The organism is Vitiosangium sp. GDMCC 1.1324 (genome assembly GCF_003044305.1).
In the GTDB taxonomy this organism is placed as follows: Bacteria; Myxococcota; Myxococcia; order Myxococcales; family Myxococcaceae; genus Archangium.
Genome location: NZ_PZOX01000024.1, coordinates 168,824 through 193,752, shown reverse-complemented (window position 1 = coordinate 193,752; position 24,929 = coordinate 168,824). Strand labels below are relative to the sequence as shown.

Genomic DNA, 24,929 nt, shown 5'->3' with positions numbered 1-24,929 from the left:
CGGAGCATGACGGACTGGCCGTCTGGAACCCGCTCTGATAGGTTGACCCGTGCGATGCGGAACCTCTTACCTTTGCGGTCTACCCCGCTGCTCGTCCTCGTGGCATCCATGGCCGTAGCTCGTGGACGCGATGTCAACGTGCGGAGTGCCTACATTCAAGACCGCCCCAACGACCGGGTCGAGCAGTTGTTCGTGACTCCTGATGTGACAACCGTGCTCCAGTTCCAGCAGTCCTGCGACCACGCAGGCACGAAGATGCTGGGCTGGGAAGGTCGCTTCGCGCCCGTGGAGTGTGTCGGGAAGAGGGTGCTTCTAGAGCCGCTCCAGGCCCTTGAACCCGAGGAGCGATTCCTGCTGGTGGTGACGCTCACGGATGGGACAGAAGTGCCCTTCACCCTGTTGGCCGCCGGGAGGGACGAGACGCGATGGCCTGATCAACAGGTGAACGTGTTCCTTGACCCCGATTCCCGCGACGCTCTCCAAGCGCAGCTAAAGGAAACCCGAGAGAGGGAACGGAGGCTCGAGGAGGCGAGCTACCGTCACTACAAGGAGGACACGGCAGACCACGCGCTCGCAAAACTCCTGGTGACGGGCGCCATCAATCAGACCTCGTTCGTTGAGCGGAAGAAACGGATCGTCAAGAGCGAGGACGGGGCGACAATCGTCGTCCGGATCTACGGTGGCAAGGCGAAAGCAGCGGTCCTTTTCACTGTGACGAACCGCCACCCATCCAAGCCCTGGAGTCTGGCAGAGGCTCGCCTGGTGACCACTCGCCCAGGAGAGGACCAGCGCCCTCCCTTCCTGTTTGGCGAGGCGAGACCGTTTGCCTTGCGCGCCGACCGCGACGAAATCGCCCCAGGCGAGACCGGGAACATCGCCGTCGTCGTGGATAAGAGCGCCTTCGACACGGAGAGCGGGCTCGTCAACACCCTTGCTCTGGAGCTCTACCGCCACGATGGCCTGATGGACACCCACGTTCTCCTGGAGCGTCGACTTGCCCGCGAGTAAGACCGCCGAGATCATGCCGCCGACCCGAGCACCGCTACTCCCTTCCGTGATTCTGCTCCTTGCGACGTTGGGTTGCCCTTCCGGGGGTGTGCCACTGCGGGCGGATGGCAGTCCCGCATCGGAGAAGTGCCCGGAAGAAGCCCTGAAGACGATGCGGATTCTTCGGATGCACGTCAGTGACTCCGCGGATGTGCAACTCGATGCCAACCAGATCGATGCGAGCCCCATCACGCTCTATGACGGGCCAGTCGAGAGCTATCTTGATGGTTCGCTTGGCACACTTGGCTCCGGTACGCGGCTGTACGGGCGGGTGTGGACGAGCGGACCACTGGTTGTCGTCCGGTACTACGAAGCGAAGCCTCCGGATGGAGACACCGTGCCCATTTGCGCAGTAGCCCGGCTCGGGGACGGTCAACTCAGAAAGCGCCCCGAGTCCAAGCCAGGAACAGCCATTCTCGATTACCCGGGCGCCTCGGTCTTTGTGGTTGATTCGTTCCGGTGAGCCCCCGCCCGAGCAAGTAGCAAACCCTACCAGCACCTGTTCTTCAGGGACGGCTTTAGAAGTTCTCCGAGCGATCCGGCAAACAGGAACTGAGCATCTCGCTGTTGGAGCACACGGCCAGCCGTACCTGCGAGGAGGTCCTCCGGAGCCGCGTGGCACTCGACGCCCTGCAGCAAGACATGCAAAGGGTCATGATGAACGCTCTGCTGCAGACCGACTTCCACCTGGATGGTTGTGCCGTGGAAGTGTCCCGGCCCCTGGATGTCAACCCTCCAGGTTGATCAGGGCCTGGAAAACACCCGGCCACCGCTCGAATCCGCTACACACGTTGCGGACAACCTGGCCCCCGGGGCGCTATATCCCGGGCCGCGCTCGTTCCAGGTGGAACCGAAGGTGACGGAGCCAACCCAGGCCCCGTGACACCCCGGTTCTGCCCCGCGGAACGGAGCACGGAGGTTTCACACCCATGCGGTTGACGGTCTTCGGAGCGACGGGGCGGGTCGGGCACACGCTGGTGCACGATGCGCTGGGGCAGGGGCACGAGGTGACGGCTTATGTGCGGGATCCGCGCCGGCTGGGGCTCAAGCATGCGCGGCTGCACGTGAAGAAGGGCAGTCTCGAGGACGGCACCTCCGTCGCCGAGGCCATTCGCGGCGCCGAAGTCGTCGTCAGTGCCATCGGCGCCCGTGACGCCACCCACACCGTCACGGTGGTGACCGAGGCCACCCGCGCCATCGTCACCGCCATGAAGCTCGAGAACGTGCAACGGCTCGTCACCGTCGGCGCGGCCGGCCTGCTTCCCCACCCCGCGGGCGGTCTCGCCGGTGAGCACGGCCTGCCTCCCTTCCTCCGTCACGCCTTCGAGGACCACCGCGACGCGTTCCACGTCCTCCAGGAGAGCTCCCTCGACTGGGTCGTGGTGTGTCCGCCCGTCATGCCCAGCGGCGTCAAGACAGGCAAGTACCGCACCGCCGTGGAGTCGCTCCCCTCCGGCGGCCGTCAGGTGTACGCCGAGGACGTCGCCGATTTCACCCTCAAGGTCGCCACCGGCTCCGAGCACCACCGCATTCGCATGGGCATCGTCGGCGACTGATTCCCCCGCGCATGGCCTCCGCCTCCCCCTCCCTCCTCCTCCTCTCCCTCTGGCTCGCCCTGTCCGGCTGCGCGCTCCCCGCCCCAGACTCCGGCACCCTCCTGCTCACCGCTCCCGTCCCCGTCTCCGAGGCCTCCTTCCAGGTCCGCGCCCGCCACACGGACCTCGTGGACGTACGCGTCGTCTTCCCCTCGGACGACCAGGGCCACCCCGCCCGGCCCGCCGACGGCTCCCGGCTCCCCGCGCTCGTCTTCATCCACGGCGGCTTCGTCCCCCCAGAGGACTACCTCTGGCTCGCCGAGTCCCTCGCCGCTCGCGGCTACGTCGTCGCGCTCCCCTCCCACCCGCTCGGCCTCGCCCTGTCCGCCATCGACAACGGCCGCTTCGCCCGCGAGCTCCTCTCCTCTCCCCCCGATGGCTCCCTCCTCGTCGGCCTCGTGGACCCCTCTCGCATCGCCGTCGCCGGGCACTCGCTCGGCGGCGTCGTCGCCAGCAAGCTCGCGCTCGATGGGGGATTCGCCGCCCTCGCCTTCCTCGCCAGCTACCCCGACTCCGCCGACGCCGAACGCATCCCCTCGCTCGCGATGCCCTCGCTGTCCCTCGCCGGTGCGCTCGACTGCTCCGCGCCCCTGTCCCGCGTCAGCGACGAGGCCTCCCGTCTTCCCCCTCCCTCCGTGCTCGCCGTGCTCGAGGGCGTCACCCACTACCAGTTCACCGCCAGCGACTCGAAGGACGTGGAGGGCGGCTGCACCCCCGGCCTGCCGCTCGACACCGCCCACGAGCGCATCGCCGAGGTCCTCTCTCGCTTCCTCCACGCCGCCCTCTCCGGGCAGGGCACCGGCGCCGATGACATCCGCCTGGTTCCCGGCACCGAGGTCACCGTCCGATGAGGGCCCTCGTCTTCTCCCTCGTCTTCTCCGGAGCGCTGCTGCTCGCCCCCGTGGCCGCCGCCGAGGCCCCCGTCCTCACCGCCCGCGGCCGCGTGGATGCCTCGCACCTGTCCCTGCTCGCGGGCCCCCAGGGCGTGGGCCTGGGCTTCCTGCTCGCCCGCCCTCCCGTCCCCGACTCCCGTCCCATCGCCGCTGGCGGTGAGCTCTTCTTCCACCCGTCCTCCGGCGTGCTCGAGCTGCGCGGCTCCGGCCAGTGGCAGCTCTCCTCGGGCGAGCGCGCCTTCAGTGCCTCGGCGCAGCTCGGCCTCACGGCCTACGGCGTGGTGCGCGGCCCCGCGGACGCAGGCCTCGGGCCCCACGCGGGACTCACCCTGGGACTCGGTGGCCCCCGCCTCGAGGGCTTCCTCGGCGCCCAGGCCGGGCTCGAGACCTTCCTGCGCACCGGCGGCCCCCGCTTTCCCCTGCGCGCACTGCTCGGCGGGCACGGACGGCTGGGGCCCTGGGGCCTCACCCTCACCGCTCGCGCCGGGGTGGACCTGGAGCACGGCCTGCATGCCACCTGGCGCGGGGACGTGCTGCTCGCCCTGAGCTGGTACGGCCGCGTCCCCAACCCCGAGGTGACTACGGAAGCCTCGGCGCCTCCACGTCCGTGACGATGAGCGTGTTGGTGCGTGCGTCCACGCTCACGCTGCCCCGGGGCGACAGCAGCGCCTTCACGTGGGGCAGCAGCTCCGAGGCCTGCGCGTAGTTGACGGGGATGAGCCAGGTGCGCAGCGGCGCCGCCTGCTCCTTCGCCTGCTTCAGCCGCGCGAGCACCTCGGCCTCCTCCTGCAGCGTCTTCAGCGGCGCCACGCGCAGGATGTTGCCGCGCTGCTCCATCCCCAGCCCCCTCGACGCCAGCACCACATCCAGCGCCTCCGTCCACGGCACGTTGCGCAGCGTGAGTGTCACCGAGCCCTGCACCTCCTCGGACACCACCAGGTTCAGCCGGCCCACGTCCGCGAGCATCCGCAGCACGTCGTGCACGTTGGCCCGCGTCACGTCCAGCGAGATGCGCTTACCCTCCTTCGGCGGCTTCGCCACGGCGGGCGTGGCGGCCAGCGCCAGCGCGAGGAACACGGCTCGGGCATGCCTCATGGGACTCCTCCGACGGCCAGGGTTTCCCCAGTCTAACCTGCCGTCCTCACGGGCCCCGCCCCCCTCACCGGGACTGTCCGCCACGAACAGGGCCACGCCTTTCGCCATGCGCCGGCCCGCCGCCCCGGCCTACACCCGCAACAGTCACAGGCGTGTGGCCGATATCCCATGGAGAGGGTCCTCCCCCCAGCGACAGGGGGGCAGGTCGGCCCAACACCCACTCCAGAGGTGACCATGAACCTTCGCACTCCTTCGCTCCGGCGGATGCTGCTGTCCGCCACCACCCTGGCCTTCACCGCCTGCGAGGGAGGTGAGGGTGCCTCCCTGCGCTTCTCCGTGGACGAGCCCCAGGCCCCCACCTTCCACTCCAGCGACGGCGTCACCTTCACGCTGACCGAGGCCCTCCTCCGCCTCGAAGACATCCACCTGAGGCTGCCCCAGGGCTCCGGCTGCTCCGACGTGCGCGGCCTGCCCCCGGACGCCACCTGCTCGCGCGGGGACTCCGGCAGCGGCTCGAGCGACGTGCTCCTCCCCGGTCCCATCTTCGTGGACCTGATGACGGGCACCACCACCCCGGACCTCTCCAGCCTGCGCCTGCCCTCGGGCACCTACAAGGCCATCGACTTCCGCCTGGAGGACAACCCCTTGATGGACGCCAAGCGCGACGCCCCCTCCGAAGAGCTGCTCATGAGCTACAGCCTCGTGGTGAAGGCCACCTTCACCCAGGAGGACACCGTCAACACGTTGGACCTGAGGCTCCATTTCAGCGAGGACGCGCGCTTCGAGTCCACCCCCGGTATCGCCGTGGGCTCCGGTGACGAGATGCTCGCGCTCCTCCAGCCCCAGGCGTGGCTCGAGGGCCTCCCCGTGGGCAGGTGTCTCCAGAAGGGCGACCTGCGGCTCACCGAGAACGTGCTGAGCATCGACGACCAGGCCAGCGGCGAGTGCACCGGCGCCGTGAACACCCTGAAGCGCAACATCAAGTACAGCGGAGACCTGCGCAAGGTCCGGGAGTAGCCCGCCCCCCGCGAACCGGGCCCCCGCACCAGGGGTGTGTGGCCGATGTCCAGCTCGTGGGGTCCTCGTACCGTACCCCGCCCGAACCGCCGCACCTGGTGTTGCTCCACATCCACGCGCCAGGAGTGCCGGTCCGCACAAGGTGGTTGCCCCCCACCTCGCTCGGGAACGGGCCCCCTTCAGGTAGCCTCCACCTGGAGGGGGCCGTGCGGAATCTCCTACCCCGCGGCGAACAGCGCGTGCAGCAGCTCGGAGAGCCGCGGCCAGAAGAGGCCCACCCACAGCACCAGCGAGCCGAGCCCCAGTCCCATCGCGGCGAGCGCCTGGCCTCCGTGGCCAATGGGTGGCCGGGCCTCGGGATTGACGCGCCGCAGGGCGACGAAGCCGAGCCCCAGCGCCAGCGGCGCGAACACCGGCACCAGCACCCCGTAGAGCCCGAGCTGCAGGCCCAGGCGCGCCAGCGGGTTGTTCTCGAACCGGTCCCACAGCCGCAGCAGGACGGCGTCCGGGAGGGGCAGGCGGAAGAAGAGCCGGTGCCGGGGATCCTGATGGACGGTGTAGGCGAGGCCGAGCAGGAAGAGGGAGGGCAGCCCCAGCGCGGGGTCCTCGCGCACGAGGCCCGCCACGACCATGCCCGCGGGCACGGCGAGCAGCCCCACGCGGGCCCACCCCTGGCGGAAGAAACACCCCACGCCCACCCCCGCGCAGGCGAGCGCGAGCACTCCGGCGAAGGTGTCCCCGCCGAACAGGAGCACGGCACCGAGCCCCAGCGCCACGAGCCCCCAGAAGCCGAGCATCCAGGCCCACGAGTCCCGCCGGCCCCACAGCTTCAGCCGGAAGGTCTCCAGGTAGTTGACCTCGGGGAGGGCGGCGCAGGCGGTGCAGTACACGGCCCCCAGCACCCAGGTGGCGCACGCATCACAGAAGAAGCCGCCGCAGCGCCCGCAGATGCCTCCGGCCGGAGACTCGGGGTGGACGGCACAGCGGGGCACGGTGGCGCTCGGGGCATCGGCGGAGGCCATGGGGCCAGTGTCTCACGAAGCCGCCCGCCTCTCCCTCGAAGGGCGGGGCAGGCGCCGCTTGTTGCCGTCCCGCTCCGCCTCCACCCTCGAAGAAGCAATCCCGCCCACGAGGGAGGAAGCCATGGCGGAAAAGAACTGGGGCAACTGCAAGGGCTGCCGCTACTTCGACAGCCACCACCCCAACCCGGGTGACGCCGAGGTCGCCCAGTGCACGGAGCCCGAGCTCCGGGAGTTCGACCTGAAGGTCTCCGGCATGAGCGGCTGCAACGAGTTCGAGGCCCGCACCGGCGTCCCCAGCAGCGTGCAGCAGGAGCCCGCACCCTCCCTGCACTGAGTGAGCACCGGAGGCCTCCTCGCGGTGCCCGGCCCGGCCGCCTGGCCTCGGGCCGGGCTTCACTCCCGGAGAAAAGCGGCCCCGTTTCCGGGGATTGATGTCGCTATGCTGCGCTGCATGGCCTCGTCGCCGCACCTCCACGACCCGGCCGGCCCCGAACCGTTGCTCGGGCCAGGCCCCGCCGCGCTCCTCGACGCCGTCCACGCGCTCGTCCTGGTGCTCGACGCCAAGGGGTGCATCCTCCACCTCAACCGCCATGGGGAGCGGCTGCTCGGGTGCGCCACCCGCGACGTCCGGGGCCTGCGCCTGGAGGAGCTCGCCCTGCTGGCACCCGGGCAGGAGACGGAGCGCACCGCCCTCGCGCGGCTCGTCGAGGGCCCCCACCCCGCGCGCCACGAGGGCCCCTGGCTCACGCGCTCGGGCCGGAAGCGGCTGCTCGAGTGGAGCACCTCCCGGCTGCTGCCCGACACGCCCGGCGCCGAGGCCCTGCTCGTCCTCACCGGCGTGGAGATGACGGAGCGCGACCGGGCCCTGCGCGAGCAGGTCCGCTTCTTCCAGACGCTCATCGACAGCATCCCCAACCCCGTCTTCCACAAGACGGCCAACGGCCTCTACGGCAGCTGCAACCGCGCCTTCGGGGAGATGCTCGGCACCCCGCGCGAGGCCATTGAAGGCAAGTCCGTCTGGGAGCTGTCCCCGCCCGAGCTCGCCGCGCGCTACGCCGCCAAGGACCAGGAGCTCTTCGACCATCCCGGCCTCCAGACGTACGAGTCCTCGGTGCGCTTCGGCTCCGGCGAGGTGCGCGACGTCATCTTCTACAAGGCCACGTACACGGACGAGGGGGGGCGGGTGGCGGGGCTGGTGGGCACCGTCCTGGACATCACCGACCGCAAGCGCGCCGAGGCCGCCCTCCAGAAGACGCGCGACGAGCTGGAGGTGCGCGTACGCGAGCGCACCGCCGAGCTGCTGCGCCTCAAGGACTCCGCCGAGGCCGCCGATCGCACCAAGAGCGAGTTCCTCAACATCGCCGCCCACGAGCTGCGCACGCCCCTCACCTCGCTGCACCTGGTGCTCACCCAGGCCCGGCGCCAGCTCGAGCGCCACGAGCCCGTCTCCGACGTCACCCTCGTCTCGCGCATGGAGCGCTACACCCACCGCCTCACCCGGCTCGCCGAGGACTTGCTCGACGCCTCGCGGCTGGAGCGCGGCCAGCTCCTCATGCGCCAGCGGCCGGTGGACCTGCGCGCCCTGGTGGCCGACGTGGCCAACGACTTCCGCCAGCAGTACCCCCTGCGCCACCTGGAGGTGGAGCTCACCGAGGGCATCGCCTGGGTGGCCGCGGACCGGGAGCGGATTGAACAGGTGCTCGCCAACCTGCTCGACAACGCCATGAAGTACACCCCGCCCGAGGCCCGCGTCACCGTGCGGCTCTCCGGGTGGGAGGGCACCTTCCGCGTCTCCGTCTCCGACGAGGGCCCCGGGATTCCCGCCGGAGAGCATGCCCTGCTCTTCCAGCGCTTCCACCGGCTGTCCTCCTCCATCCACCAGCCGGGCCTGGGCCTGGGCCTCTACATCTCGCGCGAAATCATCGAGCGCCACGGCGGCTCCCTGGGCGTCCACGGCCACGCCCCCGGCCAGCCGGGCATCACCTTCTTCTTCTCGCTTCCCCGCTCCCGCTGAACGTCCATCCCCCCGCACGCTGGCGTCCACCCCGAGCGTCCAGGTTCAACGTCCACCGTCCACGGTATCATTCACGGGATTCATCCCGGGGCAGCTCCCGGGCCACAGGGGCGCGCACATGTTCCACCCGAAGGGACCCAGCTTCGTGGAGCTCCTCCAGCAGGGCCTCAGCTCGGTGGAGCGGGGCTATGATCTGCTCGCGCCGAAGTTCGAGTACACGCCGTTCCGCACGCCGGAGAGCCTCCTGAAGGCGAGCCTGGAGCAGGTGGGGCCGCCGGGGGGAGTGCAGAGCGCGCTGGACGTGTGCTGCGGCACGGGGGCGGCGATGCGCTACCTGCGGCCGCTGTGCCGCCAGCGCGTGGTGGGGGTGGACCTGAGCCAGGGGATGCTGGACGAAGCGCGCCGGCTGCTGGCGGACGCCCCGGGCGAGGCCGCGCTGGAGTTCGTGCGAGGCGATGCGCTGGCGCTGCCCTGGCGCGAGGAGTTCGACCTGGTGACGAGCTTCGGCGCCTTCGGCCACATCCTCGAGGAGGACGAGCCGAGGCTGGTGGACGCCATCCACCGGGTGCTGCGCCCGGGGGGCCGCTTCGTCTTCATCACCGGGGAGGAGCCCTCGGCGCTGCGTCCCGGCTACTGGATGGCGCGGGCCTTCAACGCGGCCATGCGGGTGCGCAACGCGCTTTGGAGTCCGCCCTTCGTCATGTACTACCTGACCTTCCTGTTGCCGCGCGCCCGGGCGCTCCTGGAGGCCCGGGGCTTCGGCGTGGACGTCCGGCGCGACGCCCTGCCCGAGCCCTACTCCCACTATGGGCTGCGCGTGGTGATCGCCACCCGGCGGTGAAAGGTTCTCCTGTGCAGGCCTACCGCGCACGTCGTATCATCCCCCGAGTCCACATCGCCGTTGGAGCCCTGCCGCCCCCATGCATCGCCCGTCGCCCGCCCCGGAGGAAGGCCTGAGCACACACCGGGAGCCGAGCCACGAGAACGCTCGGCGGCGCAAGACGAACCTGGTGTTCGCCGGGGTCATCGTCCTGCTGTACCCGATGGACCTGCTCGTCCTGGAGCCTCCCAGCCTGCCGACCCTGCTGGCGCGGGTGGGGTGGGCCATGGATCTGCTCCTCTACACCTGGCTGCTGCGGAGGCTGAGCGCGCCCTGGGTGGAGCGGCTCACGGAGCTCAACAGCGTCCTCAACTGCGTCTTCCTCTTGAGCCTCGTCTACCTCACCGGGGGCAGCTCGAGTCCGTACCTGAACCTGGTGCCCACCCTTCCGCTGCTGCTGGCGCTCGTCCTGCCACGCAGCTCGAGGCCCGCCATCCTCTGCGGCATCACCTGTGCGCTGGGCGTGATGGCCATCCACCTGCTGGGGCACGCGGGGCTGCTGCGCGCGCTGACGTGGGTCGGCATGGTGGGCTCGTCCACCTTCTTCGGGGTGTACGGCGCGGCGCAGGTGCGCAAGGCGCAGGCCGCGGAGAGCGAGGCCCGGCTGGAGCGCGCCCGCCGCGAGTCGCTGGAGAAACAGGCCATGGCCGAGAGCCACCGCCTGCAATCGGAGAAGCTGGCCACGGTGGGGCGCCTGGCGGCCAGCGTCATGCATGAAATCAACAACCCGCTGGCCTTCGTGAGCTCCAACCTGGAGTTCCTGCGCACCGAGGTCCTGGCGCACGGCCTTCCAGAGGAGGCCCGGCAGGAGCTGCGCGAGGTGTTCGACGAGACGCGCTCGGGCGTGCTGCGCATCCGGCAGATTGTGACGGACCTGAAGGGCTTCTCGCGGATGGACGCGGAGGAGCCCAGCGAGTGCGCGCTGGCGGACGTGGTGTCCGATGCGGCGAGGCTCGCGGCGGTGCGGCTGAAGAACGTGGCGAAGCTCAAGGTGGAGGTGCCATCGGAGCTCCCGGAGGTCTTCGCGACGAGGCGAAGGCTGGCTCAGGTGATTCTCAACCTGCTGGTGAACGCGGGGGACTCGCTGGAGGAGGCGAAGGTGCGGGGCGGCGAGGTGCGGGTGTCAGGAGTGGCGGGGGAGGGCTGGGTGGCGCTGCTGGTGGAGGACAACGGCCCGGGCTTCCCCCCCGACGCGCTCCCGCGGCTCTTCGAGGCCTTCTTCACGACGAAGGGGCCGGAGAAGGGGACGGGCCTGGGGCTGTCCATCTCGCGCGAGCTGGTGGAGCGCTTCGGCGGGACGCTGAGCGCGGAGAACCGTCCAGAGGGTGGAGCCCGCCTGCGCCTGCAACTGCCGGCGCACAAGCCCCCCTCCCCGGCGGAGAAACAAGACGAGGCGTAGCCGGAGGCCCCGGGTGCTTCTCTCCGGGTTGCACCGAAAATCGAACGGTCGTAATAATCCGCGCACTTCCGGAGCGGACGGCCGACACCATGGGCAAACGAGAACAGACGCACCAGCGCATCCTGGACGCCGCCGTGCGGGTGGCCAGCCGGGAAGGTCTGGAGGCGCTCACCATTGGCCGGCTGGCCGATGAGACCGAGATGTCCAAGGGCGGCCTCTTCGCCCACTTCGGCTCCAAGGAGAGCCTCCAGATTGAGGTGCTCGGTTACACCTCGGAGGCCTTCCACACCACGGTGGTCCAACCGGCGTTGCAGCTGGAGCCCGGGCTGCCGCGCCTGCGCAAGCTGTTCGAGCGCTGGCTGTCCTGGCTGAGCCGCCCCGAGGTCCCCGGCGGCTGCATCCTCCTGTCCGCCTCCTCCGAGGTGGATGACTGCCCCGGGCCCGTGCGGGATGCCGTGGTGGCGCAGATGCGCAGCCTGCTCCTCCTGGTCGTCAAGTTCGCGCGCCAGGCCCAGGAGCAGAAGCAGATCCGCGCCGAGCTCGATGTGCACCGCCTGGCCTTCTCCATCCAGGGGCTGCTGCTCAGCTTCCACCACTCGCACCGGCTGCTGCGCAATCCCCGGGCCTACGAGCACGCACGCGCCGCGTTCGACGAGCTCCTGGCCCCGGTCATGACCTGACCCCTTTTCCCCACGACGTCCCCATGAGGACACCGCATGCCCGAAAATCATACGACCGTTCGATTTCAAGAGAGGCCCCCGAAACGCAGGCAGGTGGTGGTGACGGGGTTGGGGCTGATCACCCCATGCGGCACCGGCGTGGAGGCGAGCTGGAGCAGCCTGGTCCAGGGCCGCAGCGGCGTCCGTCCCATCACCCTGTTCGATGCGAGCGCGCTGGAGACGCGCTTCGCGGGCGAGGTGCCAGACTTCAAGCCAGAGGACTTCATCGAGCGGCGGGAGCTGCGGAGGATGGACCGCTTCGAGCACCTCGCGGTGGCGGCATCGGACATGGCCCTCAAGGATTCGGGCTTCCGGGTGACGCCCCAGAACGCCGAGCGCGTGGCGACCATCGTCGGCAGCGGCATTGGCGGAATCTCTTCCCTGGAGGAGACGTACCGGAAGGCGCTCGAGAAGGGCCCGGACCGGGTGAGCCCGTTCTTCATCCTCCAGATGATTGTCAACCTCTCGGCGGGCTACATCTCCATGAGGCACGGGCTCAAGGGCCCGAGCTGGGCCACCAACTCGGCCTGCTCCACCAGCGCGCACGCCATTGGCGAGGCGATGCGGGGCATCGAGCGGGGTGACTTCGATGTGGCGGTGGCGGGCGGCTCCGAGGCGCCCATCTCCCTGTTGGCCGTGTCTGGCTTCAACGCCATGAAGGCGCTCTCCACGCGCAACGACGCCCCGGACAAGGCCAGCCGGCCCTTCGACGTGGACCGGGATGGCTTCGTCATCGCGGAGGGAGCGGGGATGCTGGTGCTCGAGGAGCGGGAGCACGCACTGGAGCGGGGAGCGCGCATCTACGCGGAGCTCGCGGGCTACGGGGCCAGCAGTGACGCCCACCACGTCACCTCTCCGGCGCCGGGCCACGAGGGCGCACAGCGCTCCATGCGGCTGGCGCTCAAGGACGCGTGCATGAACCCGGCGGAGGTGGGGTACCTCAATGCCCACGGCACCTCCACGGACATCGGAGATGCGCTGGAGGCCGAGGCCATCGAGGCGGTGTTCGGCGAGCACTTCCCGTCGCTGGCGGTGTCCTCCACCAAGTCGATGACGGGCCACATGAACGGGGCGGCCGGCGCGGCGGAGGCAGCCATCAGCATCCTGGCGCTGACCCGGGGCGTGCTCCCGCCCACCATCAACCTGGAGCGGCAGGACCCTCGCATCCGGCTGGACTGCGTTCCCAACCAGGCACGCGAGCGCCGGGTGGACGCGGTGATGAGCAACTCGTTTGGCTTTGGGGGGACCAACGTGACGCTGCTGTTCCGCCGGGACGCCTGAGACCCGTGAGAGCCGGTTCCGGACACCGGACCCGACAGGGAGGGCATTCGTGCTCCGCGGGGAACAATTTGCGTGGTAAGCGGATTCTTCCTGAACCACGAGGAGGCATCCGCTCCGCATGAAAGCGCTCATCGCCGCCACCGTCCTCGCCCTCGGCCTTCCGGCCTTCGCCCAGCAACAAGAGGCGAAGCCCCTGGCACCGGGGCGCGAGGCGCTGGCCATCCCCTACGAGAAGTACACGCTGCCCAACGGCCTCGAGGTCATCCTCGCCAGGGACCCCAAGCTGCCCGTGGTGGCCGTCAACGTCTGGTACCACGTGGGGGCCTACAACGAGCAGCCGGGCCGCACCGGCTTCGCGCACCTCTTCGAGCACATGATGTTCCAGGGCTCCAAGCACGTGCCGGATGACGTGCACATCGCGATGCTCGAGCAGCTCGGCGCCAACGACCTCAACGGCACCACCAACTTCGACCGCACCAACTATTTCGAGACGGTGCCCAGCAACCAGCTCGCCACGGCGCTGTGGCTGGAGAGCGACCGGATGGGCTTCCTGCTGGACGCGCTGGACGAGAAGAAGCTGCGCACCCAGCAGGAGGTGGTGAAGAACGAGCGCCGCCAGGGCACCGAGACGCGCCCCTACGGCCTCGCCCAGGAGAAGCTGTGGAAGGCGCTCTTCCCGGCGCCCCACCCGTACCACGGTAAGGTCATCGGCTCGATGGAGGACCTGGACGCCGCCACCGTGGGCGAGGTGAAGGACTTCTTCCGCAAGTGGTACGCGCCCGCCAACGCCACGCTCGCGGTGGTGGGGGACTTCGACGAGCAGCAGGCCCGCGCCCTCATCGAGAAGTACTTCGGCACGCTGCCCAGCGGCCCCAAGCCGGAGAAGCCCCAGGTGGCCCCGGTGAAGGTCACCCGGGAGACGGTCATCCGCCACGACGAGAAGGTGGGCACCCTGCCCATGGTGACGATGGCCTGGCTCACCCCGTCGTACCTCACCGAGGGCGATGCCACCGCGGACGTGCTCGCCAACGCGCTGGGCACCGGCAAGTCCAGCCGCCTCTACAAGCGCCTGGTGCAGGACAAGGAGCTGGCCCAGAGCGTGAGCGCCAGCCAGCAGAGCCTCGGCGCCCAGTCCGTCTTCACCATCGAGGCCGTGGCCCGGCCCGGCGTCTCCAGCGACGCGCTCGCGAAGGAAATCGACGCCGTGCTGGACGAGGTGCGCCGCGACGGCATCCAGCCGCAGGAGCTGAACCGGGCGCGCTCGCGCTTCGAGACGCAGATGCTGGCGGGGTTGCAGTCGGTGGGCGGCTTCGGCGGCAAGGCGGACACGCTGCAGAGCTACAACCACTACGAGGGAGACCCGGGCTACCTCAACGAGGACCTGGCGCGCTACGACGCGGTGACGCCGGACAAGGTGCGGGACTTCGCCCGCGAGTACCTCAAGCCCGACGCCCGCGTGGTGCTGCACGCCGTGCCCTCCCAGAAGAGCCCCATCTCCGCCGCTAAGGAGACCCGCTGATGCGCCGCCTGTTCGTCGCCGTGTCCGTCCTGGCGCTCGCCGCCGCGTGTAGAACGGCTCCCGAGCCCGTCCCCGAGACGCCCCCGCCCGCTCCCGAGACGCCCTCCACCCCCGCGCCGGACCCCGAGGCCTTCCGCGCCCAGCCTCCGAAGCCGGGCGAGCCGCCCGAGCTGGTGCTGCCAAAGTTCGAGCAGGCGAAGCTCGACAACGGGCTCACCGTGCTGGTGAGCACGCGCAAGGAATTGCCGCTGGCCTACGTGGGCGTGGCGTTCGCGTCGGGAGGCTCGGAGGACCCGCAGGGCAAGGCGGGCCTGGCGGACATCACCTACAAGACGATGCTGGAGGGCGCGGCGGGCAAGGACTCGCAGGCGCTGGACCAGGCCTTCCAGGACCTGGGCGTGTCGCCCGCGGTGAGCGTCAACGCGGATGGGGCCTCGCTGGGGACGCGGGTGCTCAAGCGCAACGCGGACGCGGTGCTGGCACTGCTGGCGGACGTGGCGCGCAAGCCGAACCTGGCGCAGAAGGACTTCGACCGGCGCAAGAAGCTGCAACTGGCCGAGCTGGTGCGCGCCATGGGCAGCCCGGGCTTCCTCGCGCAGCAGGCGTACCTGGACACGGTGTTTGGCCCGGAGCATCCCTACGGGCACCCGGTGAGCGGACTGCCGGCCACCGTGGACACGGTGACGCTCAAGGACGTGCGCTCCTTCTACCAGAAGAACGTGGGCCCCAAGGCCGCCGCGCTGGTGATGACGGGAGACGTCACGCTGGACGAGGCGGTGGCGCTGGCGAAGAAGTACTTCGGGGACTGGAGGGGGAGCGGGACGCCGCCCCCGGTGCCGCCCACGCCGCCCGTGCCACCGAGGCAGCAGGTGGTGTTCGTGCCCAAGCCGGGGTTGGACCAGACGGTGATGGTGCTGGGCCGGCCGGGCGTGGCGGTGGGCAACCCGGACGAGTACCCGCTGGAGCTGGCCACGACGGTGTTCGGCGGCTTCTTCGGCAGCCGGCTGAACATGAACCTGCGTGAGGACAAGGGGTACAGCTACGGGGCGGGGGCGAGCGCGGATGCGCGACTGGGCGTGGGTCCGCTGACGGCCTCGTCGGCGGTACGGGCCAACGTGACGGGCCCGGCGCTCACCGAGTTCTTCCACGAGCTGAAGGGGATTCGCGAGCGTCCCATCACCCAGAAGGAGCTGGAGGCGGCGCGCGAGGGCCTCATCCGCGCGTTCCCGGGCGAATTCGAGACGGTGGAGGGCCTGGGCTCGAGCGCCTCGCAGCTCTTCTTCCTGCGCAGGCCCATGGACGAGTTCGCGCGCACGGTGGAGGGGCTGCAGAAGGCGACGCCCGCCGAGGTGCAGCGCGTGGCCGAGGCCTACCTGGCTCCGGACGCCATGCAGGTGGTGCTGGTGGGAGACCCCGAGGTCATCCAGCAGCAGGTGGGCCCGCTGGAGCTCGGCAAGCTGACGCCGAAGGAGCCGGTGGCCTCGCCGACGGTGAAGCGGTAGCACCCCGAGGTGGGGGCCGGTACACCCGGCCCTCAGTCCTCGGGCTCCTCACGGTCCTTGTCCAGCTCCTCGCGGCCGCGGAGCTCGCGGACCTCCTCGTCGGCGTCCTCGATGGCGGTGTCGGTTTCGGGGACGTAGCCGCCCACGGGACCATCGCTGTCCAGGCTGAACTTCAGCTCGCGCGTGGGGTGGATGGAGTCCGCGGCGTAGAGCCGCCGCGTATCATCGGCCTCGAGCCCGCGCTCGACCCGGTCCGGATGGAAGGGGGGCTTGCGGTCCTCCAGCTCCTTCGGGTGCAGGGGATCGTACTTCCTCGGTTTCTCTTTCCCGGCCATGGTGACGGGCTCCTCGTGGAATGAGGACGCGCGAGGTTGCGCGGCCCTCCGAGACTCAATGTGGGGCGAGCCCGGAGCACTCCAAGCTTCCCGGGGAGGGACGGGCCCTGGCTCGCACGCCCGGTACGCGAGCGGCTAGGGCTCGGGCTCCTCCGACGAGGTCAGCTCCAGCCGGACGAGCACCTCATCATCGAGGACGCCGTCCCGGCTCTCCTGGTAGGTGGCCCGCGCGTGCTCTCCAGGCTGGAGGGACTCGGCAGACACCCGTTGGCCGTCCCGGAAGATGTGGACCGAGCCGTTGAGGTCGAAGTCCAGCGTGCCCTCGTGGGTGCGGAGCACGACCTGGCCCGAGTCCACCGATGAGATGACACCCTCGGCGGTGTAGAGCCGCTGCGCCGACACCTCGGCGTGCGCCTGGGTGGCCAGGAGGAGAAAAGCCGCCAGGGAGAAGAAGAGCCGTTTCATCGCCATCCCCCGCACCCTCCAAGGTGGAGACGCGGGTGGCGGTGGGCACCCAGGGACGGCTGCCTCGTGGGACTCCGAGTCGAGCAGCGCCCGCCAGGAAGGGGCTCGGGCAGGGGGCGCTTTGAGACACCGCGCCGCGGCGAGGGCGTGCGAGTCTGCGGCCCCATGAGCTCCTCCGCGACACTCTGCGCCCTCCATCCCGAGCGCCCGGCCGTGGGCACGTGCGCACGCTGCGGCGCCTTCTTCTGCGAGCCCGAGACCATCCGGCACGGCGAGCGGGCCTACTGCGAGGCGTGCGGCCGCCGGCCCGAGGTGAGCTACCTGGAGGAGCTGCGCGTGCGGCTGTGGGGGAAGCGGGACACGTGGGCGTGGCTGATGATGCTCAGCGCGCCAGCGCACGTGGCCCTGTGCATCACCATGGGGCTGGATGGGATGTGGAACTGGGCGGTGCTGGCGGGGGCGGACGCGGTGGTGGTGACGGCGTGGTTCCTCGGCGTGAGGCTGGCGAGGCCCGCGCTGCTGCTGCTGCCGCCCGCGTGGATGGTGGGCCTGCTGCTCAAGGACCGTGAGGCGCTCCACGTGGTGCTGTTGATGGCACCGCCGATGGCGCTCGCGCTGGCGGCGTTCTCCAGTACGCGCAGCCAGCTCTTCTTCCGCCTGGAGGTGGACCCCGGACGCCTGGAGCGGCTGTGGGAGGCACACGGGAACAACCCGCTGGCGAGCCGGGCGCTGCTGTGCGGACTGGTGGGCCTGCTCGTGCCGGTGGCGGCGCCGGTGGCGGTTCTGCTCGGATGGGCGGCGCTGCGCCGGGTGAATCCCGAGGCGCACCCGCCCGTGGGCAAGAAGGCACAGGCGCTCGAGGCGATGATGCTCGGAGGCCTCAGCATGCTGGGATGGACCTACCTCCTGGTGAGGCTGAAGCTCGGGCTGCCCCTCAACCCGTTGTAGGAGTCGAGCTCAGAGCCGCTGGAGACGAGGGGCGCGGAACCGCACCCGCGAGCCCGCATGGTGCGCCTGCAGACCGATGCGGCCGGCGCGAGGCTTGTACGCGGGCGCGGTGGAAGTGCACACCTCCACGCCGTTGAGCACGACGCGCAGCTCCAAGCCTCCGGCGAGGATGTCGAAGGTGTTCCACTCGCCCAGGGGGCGCGAGGCCTTCAGCACCGCGGGCGCGAGCATGTAGAGGGCGCCGGTGAGGTGCAGGGGACTGCCCAGGGTGTCGTGTTCGGGATCCACACCGCGCTCGTCGATTTGAACCTCGAAGCCGGCCTTCCAGTCGGGCTGCTTGCGCGCGAGCTCGGCGGTGGGGAAGCGGAAGAAGACACCGGAGTTGTCCTCGAGCGCATGGGCGAGCCAGTCCACCTGGAGCCGGAAGTCGGAGAACTCCGCGAGGGTGTACCAGAGGAGACCGGGGCCGCCCTCGGACTCGAGCAGACCGGGGCCGGCGGAGACGAAGCGGCCCGCTCCCGCCATGGCCCAGGCGCCAGGAGAGTCGAAGGACAGGGTTTGGAAGGAGTCCATGTCCGCCCACGGTGGCGCGAGCGCGGGCCCTGCGGCAAACACGGCAGGGCCGCTTCCTTCCGGTGGACGACGGAAGGAGGACGAGCCGCGTGCCAGCCGTGCCACGAGTGTTGGCGGTGAGGCGCAACGAAGCGGGGACGAGGGGCGCGATTCACACCGCGCCGGGAGCGCTCGGCGCTCGCGAACGGAACTCCACGGCATACTCGAGGAGCCGGCGGATGGCCTGTTCCGCATCTCCCTGACAGGCCTGGAGGAGCGGCAGTGTCCACTCCTGCCCCGGCGGGAGGCCCTTGTCCTCCTGAAGCCAGCGCTCGAATCGGGCGTACTCCTCGTCCCGGGCACCCGCGAGGGCCAGGCACAACCGGTAACCCTCAATGAAGCCAGCCATCCGCCGCACGTCGATGTAGCCGATGAACAGGCCCAGCCGCCCAGGCACATCGCCAATCACCCGGCGGACCTCCAGCAGCAGGTCCAACGTGGGCTTGGGCGGGTGGATGGGAGTCCAGGAGGGCACCTGGGTCGCGGGGTGCTCGCCGCCGTAGCGCCACGGAATGGCGGCCAGTCCTTCGGGAGGAAGGGCTCGGAACTCGGCGACGAAGTCCAGGTATTTGCGCAGGGCACGCTCCTGGTCGCCGTGGAACTCCTCCAGATAGGCTTTTGCCCAACCCTGGCCCGGCCAGGCTTTCTTGACGTCGCGAAACCACTCACCGAAGAGCGCATCCGCCCCCTTCTCGACACCAAATGACCGAAGGCATTCCGCATAACCCACGACAAAACACTCGATCCGACTCACATCGGGCATGCCGATGTATAGGTACGGCCCCACCGTGTGGTTCCGAATGTCCTCGCGGATGCGCAGCAGCACGTCCAGCAGGGGAACGGCGGGCTTCACCTCGGAGTGAGAGATAGACCGCTGGCTCATGGGGCCTCCGTCACGACTTCAACGACCTTCTGGGTGATCGCCGACTGAGCACCCAACCTGCTCAAGTACTCCGCCCAGGGCATCCCCGCTGCCCCGGTGTAGGCGTCGTATGCCCGGTCGTTCATCCTGACCAAGAGATGGTAGCCGTTGAGCGATAGATTCATGTCCCGGCCGTTCACCATCTTGAACATGATGTAGGGAACCTCCTGGGCGGATCGGGTCCGCAGCTCAACGAGTTCCGGCTTGCCTCTCAGCTGGGTGAAGGCCGTGTAGATGGACCGCGCCACCCCCTGACACTTCCCCGCCTCCTGTTTGCCCACATCAAATGCCGTCCTGAGGGCCAACAGCCACGAGGGGGCTTCCTTTCCCGTGGTCAGCACCCAGTAGTCGATGGCCTCCGCCACCTCTCCCCGTGCGAGCAGACTGAGGGTATGCCCCCGCAGCGTGTCCGCGGCCATCACCTGCGTGGCCACCACCTCCCGGACAGGTGGTGCGCCGTACGCCGCACTCGCGAGCCCCCACAGCAACACCACGGCCAGACACATCCGCGAAGTGGACATGGACATGAGGGGACAGGACGCTAGCCGCACCCTCTCAGAAGGACCACCCGAGGCAGAGCTCGGCCCTGTACCCCACGGTCACGCTCCACGGACTGGAGCCGGAGTGGGGAGGCCGGTACAACGCGCCCACGCCCAGCGCGCCCTGCACGGTGAAACCCTCGCCCAGGCGCACGCTGTAGCCCGTGAGCAGCGCGCCTCCCAGGTCCCAGTCCCGCCGCGAGCCCCCCACCGCGCTTCCCTCGGAATCCCTCGCGTCCTGCCACGAGTGCATCAGCTCGAGCCGGGGGCCGAACCACATCCCATCCAGCGCCGAGCCCGTCACGTAGAAGCGCACGCCCGGCTCGACTCCCAGCCGCAGGTACGCCGGGCTCGAGTCGTCGAAGACGCGGCTCCACCCTCCCAGGTCGAAGGAGCCCCGCAGCCCGAGGGTCGCGGTGAACCGGTCATCCAGTTCCCGCTCTCCCTCCAGCGCGAACCCCCCGGGCGCCAGCGGCACCGCCACGCCCACGAACACGCGGGCGCTCTCATGCCAGGAATCACCCTCCTCCGGAGCGCCCTCGGCCGCGCCCTCTCCGGCCGGGGCCGCCGCCATCACCAGGGCCGTCATCACACCCACCACACCGTGCATGTCACCGCCCATTGCAACCCCCATGCACTCGGGCCGTCCAGGAGAAGCGGGACGTTGCGAGCGCCGCCCCCCGCCCACCGTCACACCGCGTACGCACCGGCCCACCCCGCTGACACGCCCCGTACGCACACCGCCCGCGCATCCCCATCACGGAGCGTGCCCGTCCTCCTCGCCCTGGTTAGGGTTCGCCCATGTCCTCGAACACCTCGGAGTCATCCCCCTTCGTCACCGCCACCACCTGGAGCCCGCTCGGCGAGGGGCGCTACCTCAGCCACATCCGCCCGGAATGGTTCCAGGGGCGCGGCGCCTTTGGCGGAATGCTCGGCGGCTCCCTGCTGCGCTCGATGATGCGCGAGCTGAACGAGCCGGCCCGTGCGCCGCGCTCGCTCACCGTGCACTTCTGCGCTCCCGTGACGGAGGGCGAGGCCACCCTCTCCGTCCGCCTCGAGCGCGCCGGCCGCCAGGTGACGCACCTGTCCGCGCGAGTGGAGCAGGCGGGACAGGTGGCGTGCCTCGCGAGCGCCACCTTCGCCCTGTCGCGGGACACACCGCTCGTCTACACGGACGCGAAGCCGCCCCGGGCGCCGCCTCCCTCTGACGTCCGTCCCATGTCGAGCGAGATGCTGCCCACCTTCGCCGCGCACTTCGACTACCGCTGGTGCGTGGGGGCCGTGCCCTTCTCGGGTGCGAAGGAGGCCCGCCTCGGAGGGTGGATCCGCCCGCGCGTCCCGACGCCGCTCGACGCGCCGCTGGTGGTGGGGCTGTTGGATTCGTACCCGCCCGCGGCGCTGACCCGGGTGGAGGGCTTCTGCAACGGCGCCACGGTGGACTACACGGCGCACTTCTACGCGCCGCTGCCGCTCGCCTCGGCCTCGCCGGAGGCCTTCTACCTGCGCACCGGCCTCTCCCGTCACGCCGCCGAGGGCTACGCGGATGACCTGGCCGAGCTGTGGAGCGAGGACGGACAGTTGATCGCACAGCTACGCCAGGTGGCGGCGGTGTTCCCCCAGGGCCGGTGAGCCCTGTCTGTGTTTCCTCTCCTTGAAAAACTAGCGCGGGATGGAATGACGCACAGCGCAAGAATCAAATGACGCACCGCACAAGGGGGTCTATTGCGGTCGCGAAGTTCGCCTTAATCGTCACGAAGTGCTAACAACGCGCCACTCTCCGGTCACACGGTCACCCACGTTTGGAGGGGGGCGAGGTGGACCAGGGAGGTTGCAGCACAACTCCCCGCAGTTCCCCATTCAGGAGATGATTCACATGCGCAAGTTCTTCCTTGTGGCCAGTGCCGCCGTGTCCATGTTCGCCGTTGGCTGCGTCTCGCCCGAGTCTGTGTGCGAGTCCAGCGCGGATCTGGCCTGTGACCGCATCTACGAGTGCCAGTCGGATGCGGTGAAGAGCTCGGATGCGTTCAAGGCCATCTACGGCACCAGCGTGGCCGACTGTAAGACCAAGCTCTACGCCGCCAGCAAGTGCTCGGAGCGCAAGGAGTACGACGAGGCCTGCACCGACGGCAAGAAGTACAACCTGGGCAACGCCTCGGACTGCTCGGACGCGCGGAAGGCCCAGACCTGCGCGGACTTCCTGGACCCGGCCAAGACCCCGGCCGTGTGCGGGCAGATCTGCAAGTAATTCCGCGCGGCACCCTCGGGTGCTGAGGCACTGAAGCACGAAGGGCCGGTCCCCTCTGGAAGGAGACCGGCCCTTTCTTCATGCGGGGTGCCCGGGTCCGGCGACTAGCCGTTGATCTGCGCCCGGTACTTGTCCATCCACTGGGTAATCTGACGGGCGTAGGTGACGCTGTCGTTGCCATCGGAGGGAGGGGCGTACTTGTTCACCAGGCCCTGCCAGTCCTTGTTGTCGACGAACTCGCGGTAGGCGGGGCCGCCGAGCAGCCGGAAGTAGGCCTCGACGCCCTTCTCCACGCTGGGGAACTTGGTGAAGCCGCCGTTGGGCACGCCGCCGAACTGACGCTCCCACTCGGCGAAGCGCAGGTTGCCGGGGTTGTTGTTCTTCGGGGCCAGGCCGGTGGTGTTCCACTGGGCCTCCTTCTGGAACATGGCGAGCGCGAGCTCGGGCGGCACGTTGTACTTCTTGGACATGGCGAGGATGTGCTCGCCCTGGCCGCGCAGGCCGCTGTTCTTGAGCATGTCGTTGAGGCGGGCCGCCTTGGCCGCATCCGTGCCGCCGGTGGGCGGGGTGGGGGTGGGGCCGGTGACGGGGCCGGAGGGGGGCTTGCCGCCGCTGCCGCCGAGCGCCTGGGTGAGCGCCGCGCGCGTCTTGGGGCCGAAGATGCCCGAGTTGGGACTGATGCCGTGGTCCGTCTGGAACTTCGCGACGGCGGCTTCCGTCTTGGGACCGAAGGTGCCCGGGCCGGTGGAGACCTGCTCGTTCGTCATGTAGCCCAGCTTCACCAGGGCGTCCTGGAGCTTCTTCACCTCGGCGCCCTCGGCGCCGCGCTTGAGGTCCACCTGGGGCACGGCGGGGCGGTTGAGCTTGTCGAGCTCGGAGGTCATCGCCGCGCGCGTCTTGGGGCCGAAGATGCCCGAGTTGGGGCTGATGCCGTGGTCCGTCTGGAACTTCGCGACAGCGGCCTCCGTCTTGGGGCCGAAGGTGCCCGGGCCGGTGGCCACCTGCTCGTTCGTCATGTAGCCCAGCTTCACCAGGGCATCCTGGAGCTTCTTCACCTCGGCGCCCTCGGCGCCGCGCTTGAGGTCCACCTGGGGAACGGAGGTGGAGCCGCCGGGCGTGGGAGTCGGAGTCGGGGTGGGCGTCGGAGTCGGCGTGGGGGTGGGCGAGGGCGAGCCTCCGGTGGCCTTGCCCGAGTCGTTGACCCAGTACTCGACGGGGCGGTTGCCGAAGGAGTCCTTCACATGGCCGTTGTTGAAGTTGCTCGAGCCGGCCTGGGCGATGGCGGGGCCCTGGCTGGTGAGCTCACCGGGGCGCACCATGGCGACGTGGCCGATGCCGCTCGGGTTCTTCCACACGGCGGTGGCGGGGTGGCCCTGGTTGGCCAGACGCTGGGCCTCCTCGGCGCTCACCTTGCGCCAGCCGTGCTCGGCGCCGTGCTGGTGGAGCCAGTCCACGGTGGCGTTGGCGTTGAGCTCGCGGCCCTTGCCCACGCCGGTGGGGTTGCCGGCGCCATCCACCCAGTGGGGAATCTCCGCGCCCATGGCGCGCGTGGCGTCCCACACGAAGATGTTGCAGTAGGTGTTGCCGCCGCGCGGGGTGTAGCGCGGGTTGTTGCCCACGGCGAACTGGTTGAGGACCTCGTTGTAGGTATTGGCGTTGCGATTCGACGGGCTGCCGCGCACGGGGGCGTCGATGGGAACCCACGCCTGGGTGTTGGTGGTGCCGGGAGCGGGCTTGGAGCCGTCATAGCGCAGCGCCTGGGCCACGAAGGTGTCCGTGTTGCGCGCGGCGGCCAGGGTGTTGCGCGGGGAGGCCGTCTCGGGGGCGGAGGTCTGCGCGCGGGCGTCGGCGCGGAGCGGCTCGGGGCGAGAGGTGCTTGTCGTGGAGGAGGTGCGCTGGATGGTGGTCATGGGGAGGGCTCGGAACGGGACGACGGAGGCTGTGTGGGGATTGTCGTACGGAGGAATTCCCAAGTTGCGAGAGGGGCTCACGGACGACTCCGGGTGAGGAGGAGCCACACGGAGCGTTGGCGTGGGAGCGCGAGGCGCCGAGGGCGTGGACCACTTCCGCTCCACACGGGGCTCGGGTACGGTGCGCCGCCCTGCGTTCCGCAGTTGTGCAGTACGCAGCACACGAGGACCTCAAAGATGGCACGGATTTCCCAGGACCAGGCCCAGGAGCGCCACGCGTTCCTGCTGGAGCTCTTCCGCAACCAGCCGGACATCAGCCGCAACGAGGCGATGGACGCCTACAAGGACAAGTTCGGAGCGTCGCTGAACGCGAAGACGTTCAACGAGCTGCGTGAGCAGGCGCAGCGCGACGTGGAGAGCCAGGAGGAGGAGAAGGCCGAGGAGACCTCGCCCGAGCCCGAGCCCGAGACGCAGGTGGTGGACGCGGCGTCGCAGCTGAAGGCGGCGGCGACGAACGAGCTGACGAACGGAGCGGGGGCGCAGCCGGCGGCGAAGAAGCCGAAGGCGAAGGGCACTGGCTCGAAGAACGTGTTCGTGGACGCGTCGCAGGAGCAGCTGCAGTTCCTGGAGAAGGTGCTGCAGCAGTTGCAGGAGGCGGGCGCGGCGAACGTGAAGATCGACCATTCCACGGACCGCTGGATGGTCCTCACGGTGGACGCGAAGTAGTCGCGAGAAGTAGTCGTGAAACCCTGCCCTCTCCCGACGGGAGAGGGTCGGGGTGAGGGTACCCGCCCCCGTGTTCCACCCCGTGAAGGGGGAGAGCGGACCAGGGATGGGGACTTGGAAGCAACGAGAGCCACCGAATGACTCAGCCCATGACACCCCGAGTCTGCTGGGTTCGCCTCACCGCAGCCTTTGTCTGTCTTCTGGGTCTGGCTTCCGTGCAAGCGTGCGATGCGAGTCAGCCTTG

The 24,929-nt window shown here is 69.7% G+C and carries 27 protein-coding genes; 18 read left to right on the top strand and 9 right to left on the bottom strand.

The window, feature by feature from the left end:
- The first annotated feature begins 108 nt into the window (after positions 1-108).
- The 5 genes from DAT35_RS46685 (at position 109) to DAT35_RS46665 (ending at position 4,146) form a co-directional block, all read left to right on the top strand.
- Positions 109-1,008, top strand: a complete 900-nt coding sequence (locus DAT35_RS46685) for a DUF2381 family protein (protein ID WP_158502162.1) — start codon at positions 109-111, stop codon at positions 1,006-1,008.
- Between the two features lie 13 nt (positions 1,009-1,021).
- Entirely contained in the window at positions 1,022-1,510 is a 489-nt protein-coding gene (locus DAT35_RS46680; RefSeq protein WP_108075866.1) for a serine/threonine protein kinase, read from the top strand.
- Positions 1,511-1,976: 466 nt separating this feature from the next.
- Positions 1,977-2,603 carry an NAD(P)-dependent oxidoreductase gene (locus DAT35_RS46675; protein ID WP_108075825.1) on the top strand — a complete coding sequence of 209 codons (627 nt, stop codon included), beginning with the start codon at positions 1,977-1,979 and terminating at the stop codon, positions 2,601-2,603.
- 11 nt (positions 2,604-2,614) lie between these two features.
- Positions 2,615-3,493 carry an alpha/beta fold hydrolase gene (locus DAT35_RS46670; protein ID WP_108075824.1) on the top strand — a complete coding sequence of 293 codons (879 nt, stop codon included), beginning with the start codon at positions 2,615-2,617 and terminating at the stop codon, positions 3,491-3,493.
- Complete coding sequence (locus DAT35_RS46665; protein WP_108075823.1) at positions 3,490-4,146, top strand: hypothetical protein; 657 nt, start codon at positions 3,490-3,492, stop codon at positions 4,144-4,146. The genes DAT35_RS46670 and DAT35_RS46665 overlap by 4 nt, the downstream gene beginning before the upstream one ends.
- On the opposite strand, the gene DAT35_RS46660 is transcribed toward DAT35_RS46665, so the two are convergent.
- Positions 4,115-4,630, bottom strand: coding sequence for a secretin and TonB N-terminal domain-containing protein (locus DAT35_RS46660; protein WP_108075822.1), 516 nt, complete (start codon positions 4,628-4,630; stop codon positions 4,115-4,117). The genes DAT35_RS46665 and DAT35_RS46660 overlap by 32 nt on opposite strands.
- A gap of 234 nt (positions 4,631-4,864) precedes the next feature.
- Here DAT35_RS46660 and DAT35_RS46655 point away from each other — a divergent pair, with 234 nt between their 5' ends.
- A complete protein-coding gene (locus DAT35_RS46655) occupies positions 4,865-5,647 on the top strand; it encodes a hypothetical protein (protein WP_146210161.1) in 783 nt (260 codons plus the stop codon).
- 218 nt (positions 5,648-5,865) lie between these two features.
- Here the strand turns inward: DAT35_RS46655 and DAT35_RS46650 are convergent, their stop codons facing one another.
- A complete protein-coding gene (locus DAT35_RS46650; protein WP_108075820.1) occupies positions 5,866-6,669 on the bottom strand; it encodes a DUF4190 domain-containing protein in 804 nt (267 codons plus the stop codon).
- A gap of 121 nt (positions 6,670-6,790) precedes the next feature.
- Between DAT35_RS46650 and DAT35_RS46645 the strand changes: the two genes are divergently transcribed.
- The 8 genes from DAT35_RS46645 (at position 6,791) to DAT35_RS46610 (ending at position 15,983) form a co-directional block, all read left to right on the top strand.
- Positions 6,791-7,003: a hypothetical protein gene (locus DAT35_RS46645; protein ID WP_108075819.1), complete on the top strand. Its 213-nt coding sequence runs from the start codon at positions 6,791-6,793 to the stop codon at positions 7,001-7,003.
- Positions 7,004-7,108: 105 nt separating this feature from the next.
- Positions 7,109-8,683: a PAS domain-containing sensor histidine kinase gene (locus DAT35_RS46640; protein WP_108075818.1), complete on the top strand. Its 1,575-nt coding sequence runs from the start codon at positions 7,109-7,111 to the stop codon at positions 8,681-8,683.
- A 118-nt stretch (positions 8,684-8,801) separates the two neighbouring features.
- The gene (locus DAT35_RS46635; RefSeq protein WP_108075817.1) at positions 8,802-9,524 is read left to right on the top strand and encodes a class I SAM-dependent methyltransferase; all 723 of its coding nucleotides are present in this window, start codon (positions 8,802-8,804) and stop codon (positions 9,522-9,524) included.
- A gap of 79 nt (positions 9,525-9,603) precedes the next feature.
- Complete coding sequence (locus DAT35_RS46630; protein WP_233262112.1) at positions 9,604-10,962, top strand: sensor histidine kinase; 1,359 nt, start codon at positions 9,604-9,606, stop codon at positions 10,960-10,962.
- 89 nt (positions 10,963-11,051) lie between these two features.
- The gene (locus tag DAT35_RS46625) at positions 11,052-11,642 is read left to right on the top strand and encodes a TetR/AcrR family transcriptional regulator (protein WP_108075816.1); all 591 of its coding nucleotides are present in this window, start codon (positions 11,052-11,054) and stop codon (positions 11,640-11,642) included.
- A 36-nt stretch (positions 11,643-11,678) separates the two neighbouring features.
- Positions 11,679-12,962, top strand: coding sequence for a beta-ketoacyl-ACP synthase II (gene fabF, locus DAT35_RS46620; protein ID WP_108075815.1), 1,284 nt, complete (start codon positions 11,679-11,681; stop codon positions 12,960-12,962).
- Positions 12,963-13,080: 118 nt separating this feature from the next.
- On the top strand, positions 13,081-14,481 hold the full coding sequence (locus tag DAT35_RS46615; RefSeq protein WP_108075814.1) for a pitrilysin family protein: 1,401 nt from the start codon (positions 13,081-13,083) through the stop codon (positions 14,479-14,481).
- Complete coding sequence (locus DAT35_RS46610) at positions 14,481-15,983, top strand: pitrilysin family protein (RefSeq protein ID WP_108075813.1); 1,503 nt, start codon at positions 14,481-14,483, stop codon at positions 15,981-15,983. Before DAT35_RS46615 ends, DAT35_RS46610 begins: the two co-directional genes overlap by 1 nt.
- Before the next feature lie 32 nt (positions 15,984-16,015).
- On the opposite strand, the gene DAT35_RS46605 is transcribed toward DAT35_RS46610, so the two are convergent.
- Positions 16,016-16,318 carry a hypothetical protein gene (locus DAT35_RS46605; protein WP_108075812.1) on the bottom strand — a complete coding sequence of 101 codons (303 nt, stop codon included), beginning with the start codon at positions 16,316-16,318 and terminating at the stop codon, positions 16,016-16,018.
- Between the two features lie 135 nt (positions 16,319-16,453).
- Positions 16,454-16,789, bottom strand: a complete 336-nt coding sequence (locus DAT35_RS46600; protein WP_108075811.1) for a hypothetical protein — start codon at positions 16,787-16,789, stop codon at positions 16,454-16,456.
- 159 nt (positions 16,790-16,948) lie between these two features.
- Between DAT35_RS46600 and DAT35_RS46595 the strand changes: the two genes are divergently transcribed.
- Positions 16,949-17,731 carry a hypothetical protein gene (locus DAT35_RS46595; protein ID WP_108075810.1) on the top strand — a complete coding sequence of 261 codons (783 nt, stop codon included), beginning with the start codon at positions 16,949-16,951 and terminating at the stop codon, positions 17,729-17,731.
- A gap of 9 nt (positions 17,732-17,740) precedes the next feature.
- Here DAT35_RS46595 and DAT35_RS46590 read toward each other — a convergent pair whose 3' ends face one another.
- The 4 genes from DAT35_RS46590 to DAT35_RS46575 all read right to left on the bottom strand — a co-directional run bounded on the left by DAT35_RS46590 (position 17,741) and on the right by DAT35_RS46575 (position 20,426).
- A complete protein-coding gene (locus DAT35_RS46590) occupies positions 17,741-18,304 on the bottom strand; it encodes a DUF1080 domain-containing protein (RefSeq protein ID WP_158502161.1) in 564 nt (187 codons plus the stop codon).
- Between the two features lie 151 nt (positions 18,305-18,455).
- On the bottom strand, positions 18,456-19,226 hold the full coding sequence (locus tag DAT35_RS46585) for a hypothetical protein (RefSeq protein ID WP_108075808.1): 771 nt from the start codon (positions 19,224-19,226) through the stop codon (positions 18,456-18,458).
- The gene (locus DAT35_RS46580; RefSeq protein ID WP_108075807.1) at positions 19,223-19,792 is read right to left on the bottom strand and encodes a hypothetical protein; all 570 of its coding nucleotides are present in this window, start codon (positions 19,790-19,792) and stop codon (positions 19,223-19,225) included. The genes DAT35_RS46585 and DAT35_RS46580 overlap by 4 nt, the downstream gene beginning before the upstream one ends.
- A gap of 28 nt (positions 19,793-19,820) precedes the next feature.
- Entirely contained in the window at positions 19,821-20,426 is a 606-nt protein-coding gene (locus tag DAT35_RS46575) for a hypothetical protein (protein WP_108075806.1), read from the bottom strand.
- A 179-nt stretch (positions 20,427-20,605) separates the two neighbouring features.
- Between DAT35_RS46575 and DAT35_RS46570 the strand changes: the two genes are divergently transcribed.
- Entirely contained in the window at positions 20,606-21,433 is an 828-nt protein-coding gene (locus tag DAT35_RS46570; protein WP_108075805.1) for an acyl-CoA thioesterase II, read from the top strand.
- A gap of 244 nt (positions 21,434-21,677) precedes the next feature.
- Positions 21,678-22,049, top strand: a complete 372-nt coding sequence (locus DAT35_RS46565) for a hypothetical protein (protein WP_146210160.1) — start codon at positions 21,678-21,680, stop codon at positions 22,047-22,049.
- Between the two features lie 104 nt (positions 22,050-22,153).
- On the opposite strand, the gene DAT35_RS61445 is transcribed toward DAT35_RS46565, so the two are convergent.
- The gene (locus tag DAT35_RS61445) at positions 22,154-23,959 is read right to left on the bottom strand and encodes a peptidoglycan-binding protein (RefSeq protein WP_108075803.1); all 1,806 of its coding nucleotides are present in this window, start codon (positions 23,957-23,959) and stop codon (positions 22,154-22,156) included.
- A 237-nt stretch (positions 23,960-24,196) separates the two neighbouring features.
- Between DAT35_RS61445 and DAT35_RS46555 the strand changes: the two genes are divergently transcribed.
- Entirely contained in the window at positions 24,197-24,685 is a 489-nt protein-coding gene (locus DAT35_RS46555) for a hypothetical protein (RefSeq protein WP_108075802.1), read from the top strand.
- The last annotated feature ends 244 nt before the right edge of the window (positions 24,686-24,929 follow it).

Bases quoted from the DNA above. Each gene is read 5' to 3' on its own strand.
- DAT35_RS46600 (WP_108075811.1), bottom strand. From the start codon at position 16,789: ATGGCGATGAAACGGCTCTTCTTCTCCCTGGCGGCTTTTCTCCTCCTG.
- fabF (WP_108075815.1), top strand. From the start codon at position 11,679: ATGCCCGAAAATCATACGACCGTTCGATTTCAAGAGAGGCCCCCGAAA.
- DAT35_RS46555 (WP_108075802.1), top strand. From the start codon at position 24,197: ATGGCACGGATTTCCCAGGACCAGGCCCAGGAGCGCCACGCGTTCCTG.
- DAT35_RS46570 (WP_108075805.1), top strand. From the start codon at position 20,606: ATGTCCTCGAACACCTCGGAGTCATCCCCCTTCGTCACCGCCACCACC.
- DAT35_RS46645 (WP_108075819.1), top strand. From the start codon at position 6,791: ATGGCGGAAAAGAACTGGGGCAACTGCAAGGGCTGCCGCTACTTCGAC.
- DAT35_RS46585 (WP_108075808.1), bottom strand. From the start codon at position 19,226: ATGAGCCAGCGGTCTATCTCTCACTCCGAGGTGAAGCCCGCCGTTCCC.
- DAT35_RS46575 (WP_108075806.1), bottom strand. From the start codon at position 20,426: ATGGGCGGTGACATGCACGGTGTGGTGGGTGTGATGACGGCCCTGGTG.
- DAT35_RS46635 (WP_108075817.1), top strand. From the start codon at position 8,802: ATGTTCCACCCGAAGGGACCCAGCTTCGTGGAGCTCCTCCAGCAGGGC.
- DAT35_RS46660 (WP_108075822.1), bottom strand. From the start codon at position 4,630: ATGAGGCATGCCCGAGCCGTGTTCCTCGCGCTGGCGCTGGCCGCCACG.
- DAT35_RS46640 (WP_108075818.1), top strand. From the start codon at position 7,109: ATGCTGCGCTGCATGGCCTCGTCGCCGCACCTCCACGACCCGGCCGGC.
- DAT35_RS46625 (WP_108075816.1), top strand. From the start codon at position 11,052: ATGGGCAAACGAGAACAGACGCACCAGCGCATCCTGGACGCCGCCGTG.
- DAT35_RS46685 (WP_158502162.1), top strand. From the start codon at position 109: ATGGCCGTAGCTCGTGGACGCGATGTCAACGTGCGGAGTGCCTACATT.
- DAT35_RS46615 (WP_108075814.1), top strand. From the start codon at position 13,081: ATGAAAGCGCTCATCGCCGCCACCGTCCTCGCCCTCGGCCTTCCGGCC.
- DAT35_RS46665 (WP_108075823.1), top strand. From the start codon at position 3,490: ATGAGGGCCCTCGTCTTCTCCCTCGTCTTCTCCGGAGCGCTGCTGCTC.
- DAT35_RS61445 (WP_108075803.1), bottom strand. From the start codon at position 23,959: ATGACCACCATCCAGCGCACCTCCTCCACGACAAGCACCTCTCGCCCC.
- DAT35_RS46675 (WP_108075825.1), top strand. From the start codon at position 1,977: ATGCGGTTGACGGTCTTCGGAGCGACGGGGCGGGTCGGGCACACGCTG.
- DAT35_RS46580 (WP_108075807.1), bottom strand. From the start codon at position 19,792: ATGTCCATGTCCACTTCGCGGATGTGTCTGGCCGTGGTGTTGCTGTGG.
- DAT35_RS46590 (WP_158502161.1), bottom strand. From the start codon at position 18,304: ATGGACTCCTTCCAAACCCTGTCCTTCGACTCTCCTGGCGCCTGGGCC.
- DAT35_RS46605 (WP_108075812.1), bottom strand. From the start codon at position 16,318: ATGGCCGGGAAAGAGAAACCGAGGAAGTACGATCCCCTGCACCCGAAG.
- DAT35_RS46650 (WP_108075820.1), bottom strand. From the start codon at position 6,669: ATGGCCTCCGCCGATGCCCCGAGCGCCACCGTGCCCCGCTGTGCCGTC.
- DAT35_RS46595 (WP_108075810.1), top strand. From the start codon at position 16,949: ATGAGCTCCTCCGCGACACTCTGCGCCCTCCATCCCGAGCGCCCGGCC.
- DAT35_RS46610 (WP_108075813.1), top strand. From the start codon at position 14,481: ATGCGCCGCCTGTTCGTCGCCGTGTCCGTCCTGGCGCTCGCCGCCGCG.
- DAT35_RS46655 (WP_146210161.1), top strand. From the start codon at position 4,865: ATGAACCTTCGCACTCCTTCGCTCCGGCGGATGCTGCTGTCCGCCACC.
- DAT35_RS46670 (WP_108075824.1), top strand. From the start codon at position 2,615: ATGGCCTCCGCCTCCCCCTCCCTCCTCCTCCTCTCCCTCTGGCTCGCC.
- DAT35_RS46680 (WP_108075866.1), top strand. From the start codon at position 1,022: ATGCCGCCGACCCGAGCACCGCTACTCCCTTCCGTGATTCTGCTCCTT.
- DAT35_RS46630 (WP_233262112.1), top strand. From the start codon at position 9,604: ATGCATCGCCCGTCGCCCGCCCCGGAGGAAGGCCTGAGCACACACCGG.
- DAT35_RS46565 (WP_146210160.1), top strand. From the start codon at position 21,678: ATGCGCAAGTTCTTCCTTGTGGCCAGTGCCGCCGTGTCCATGTTCGCC.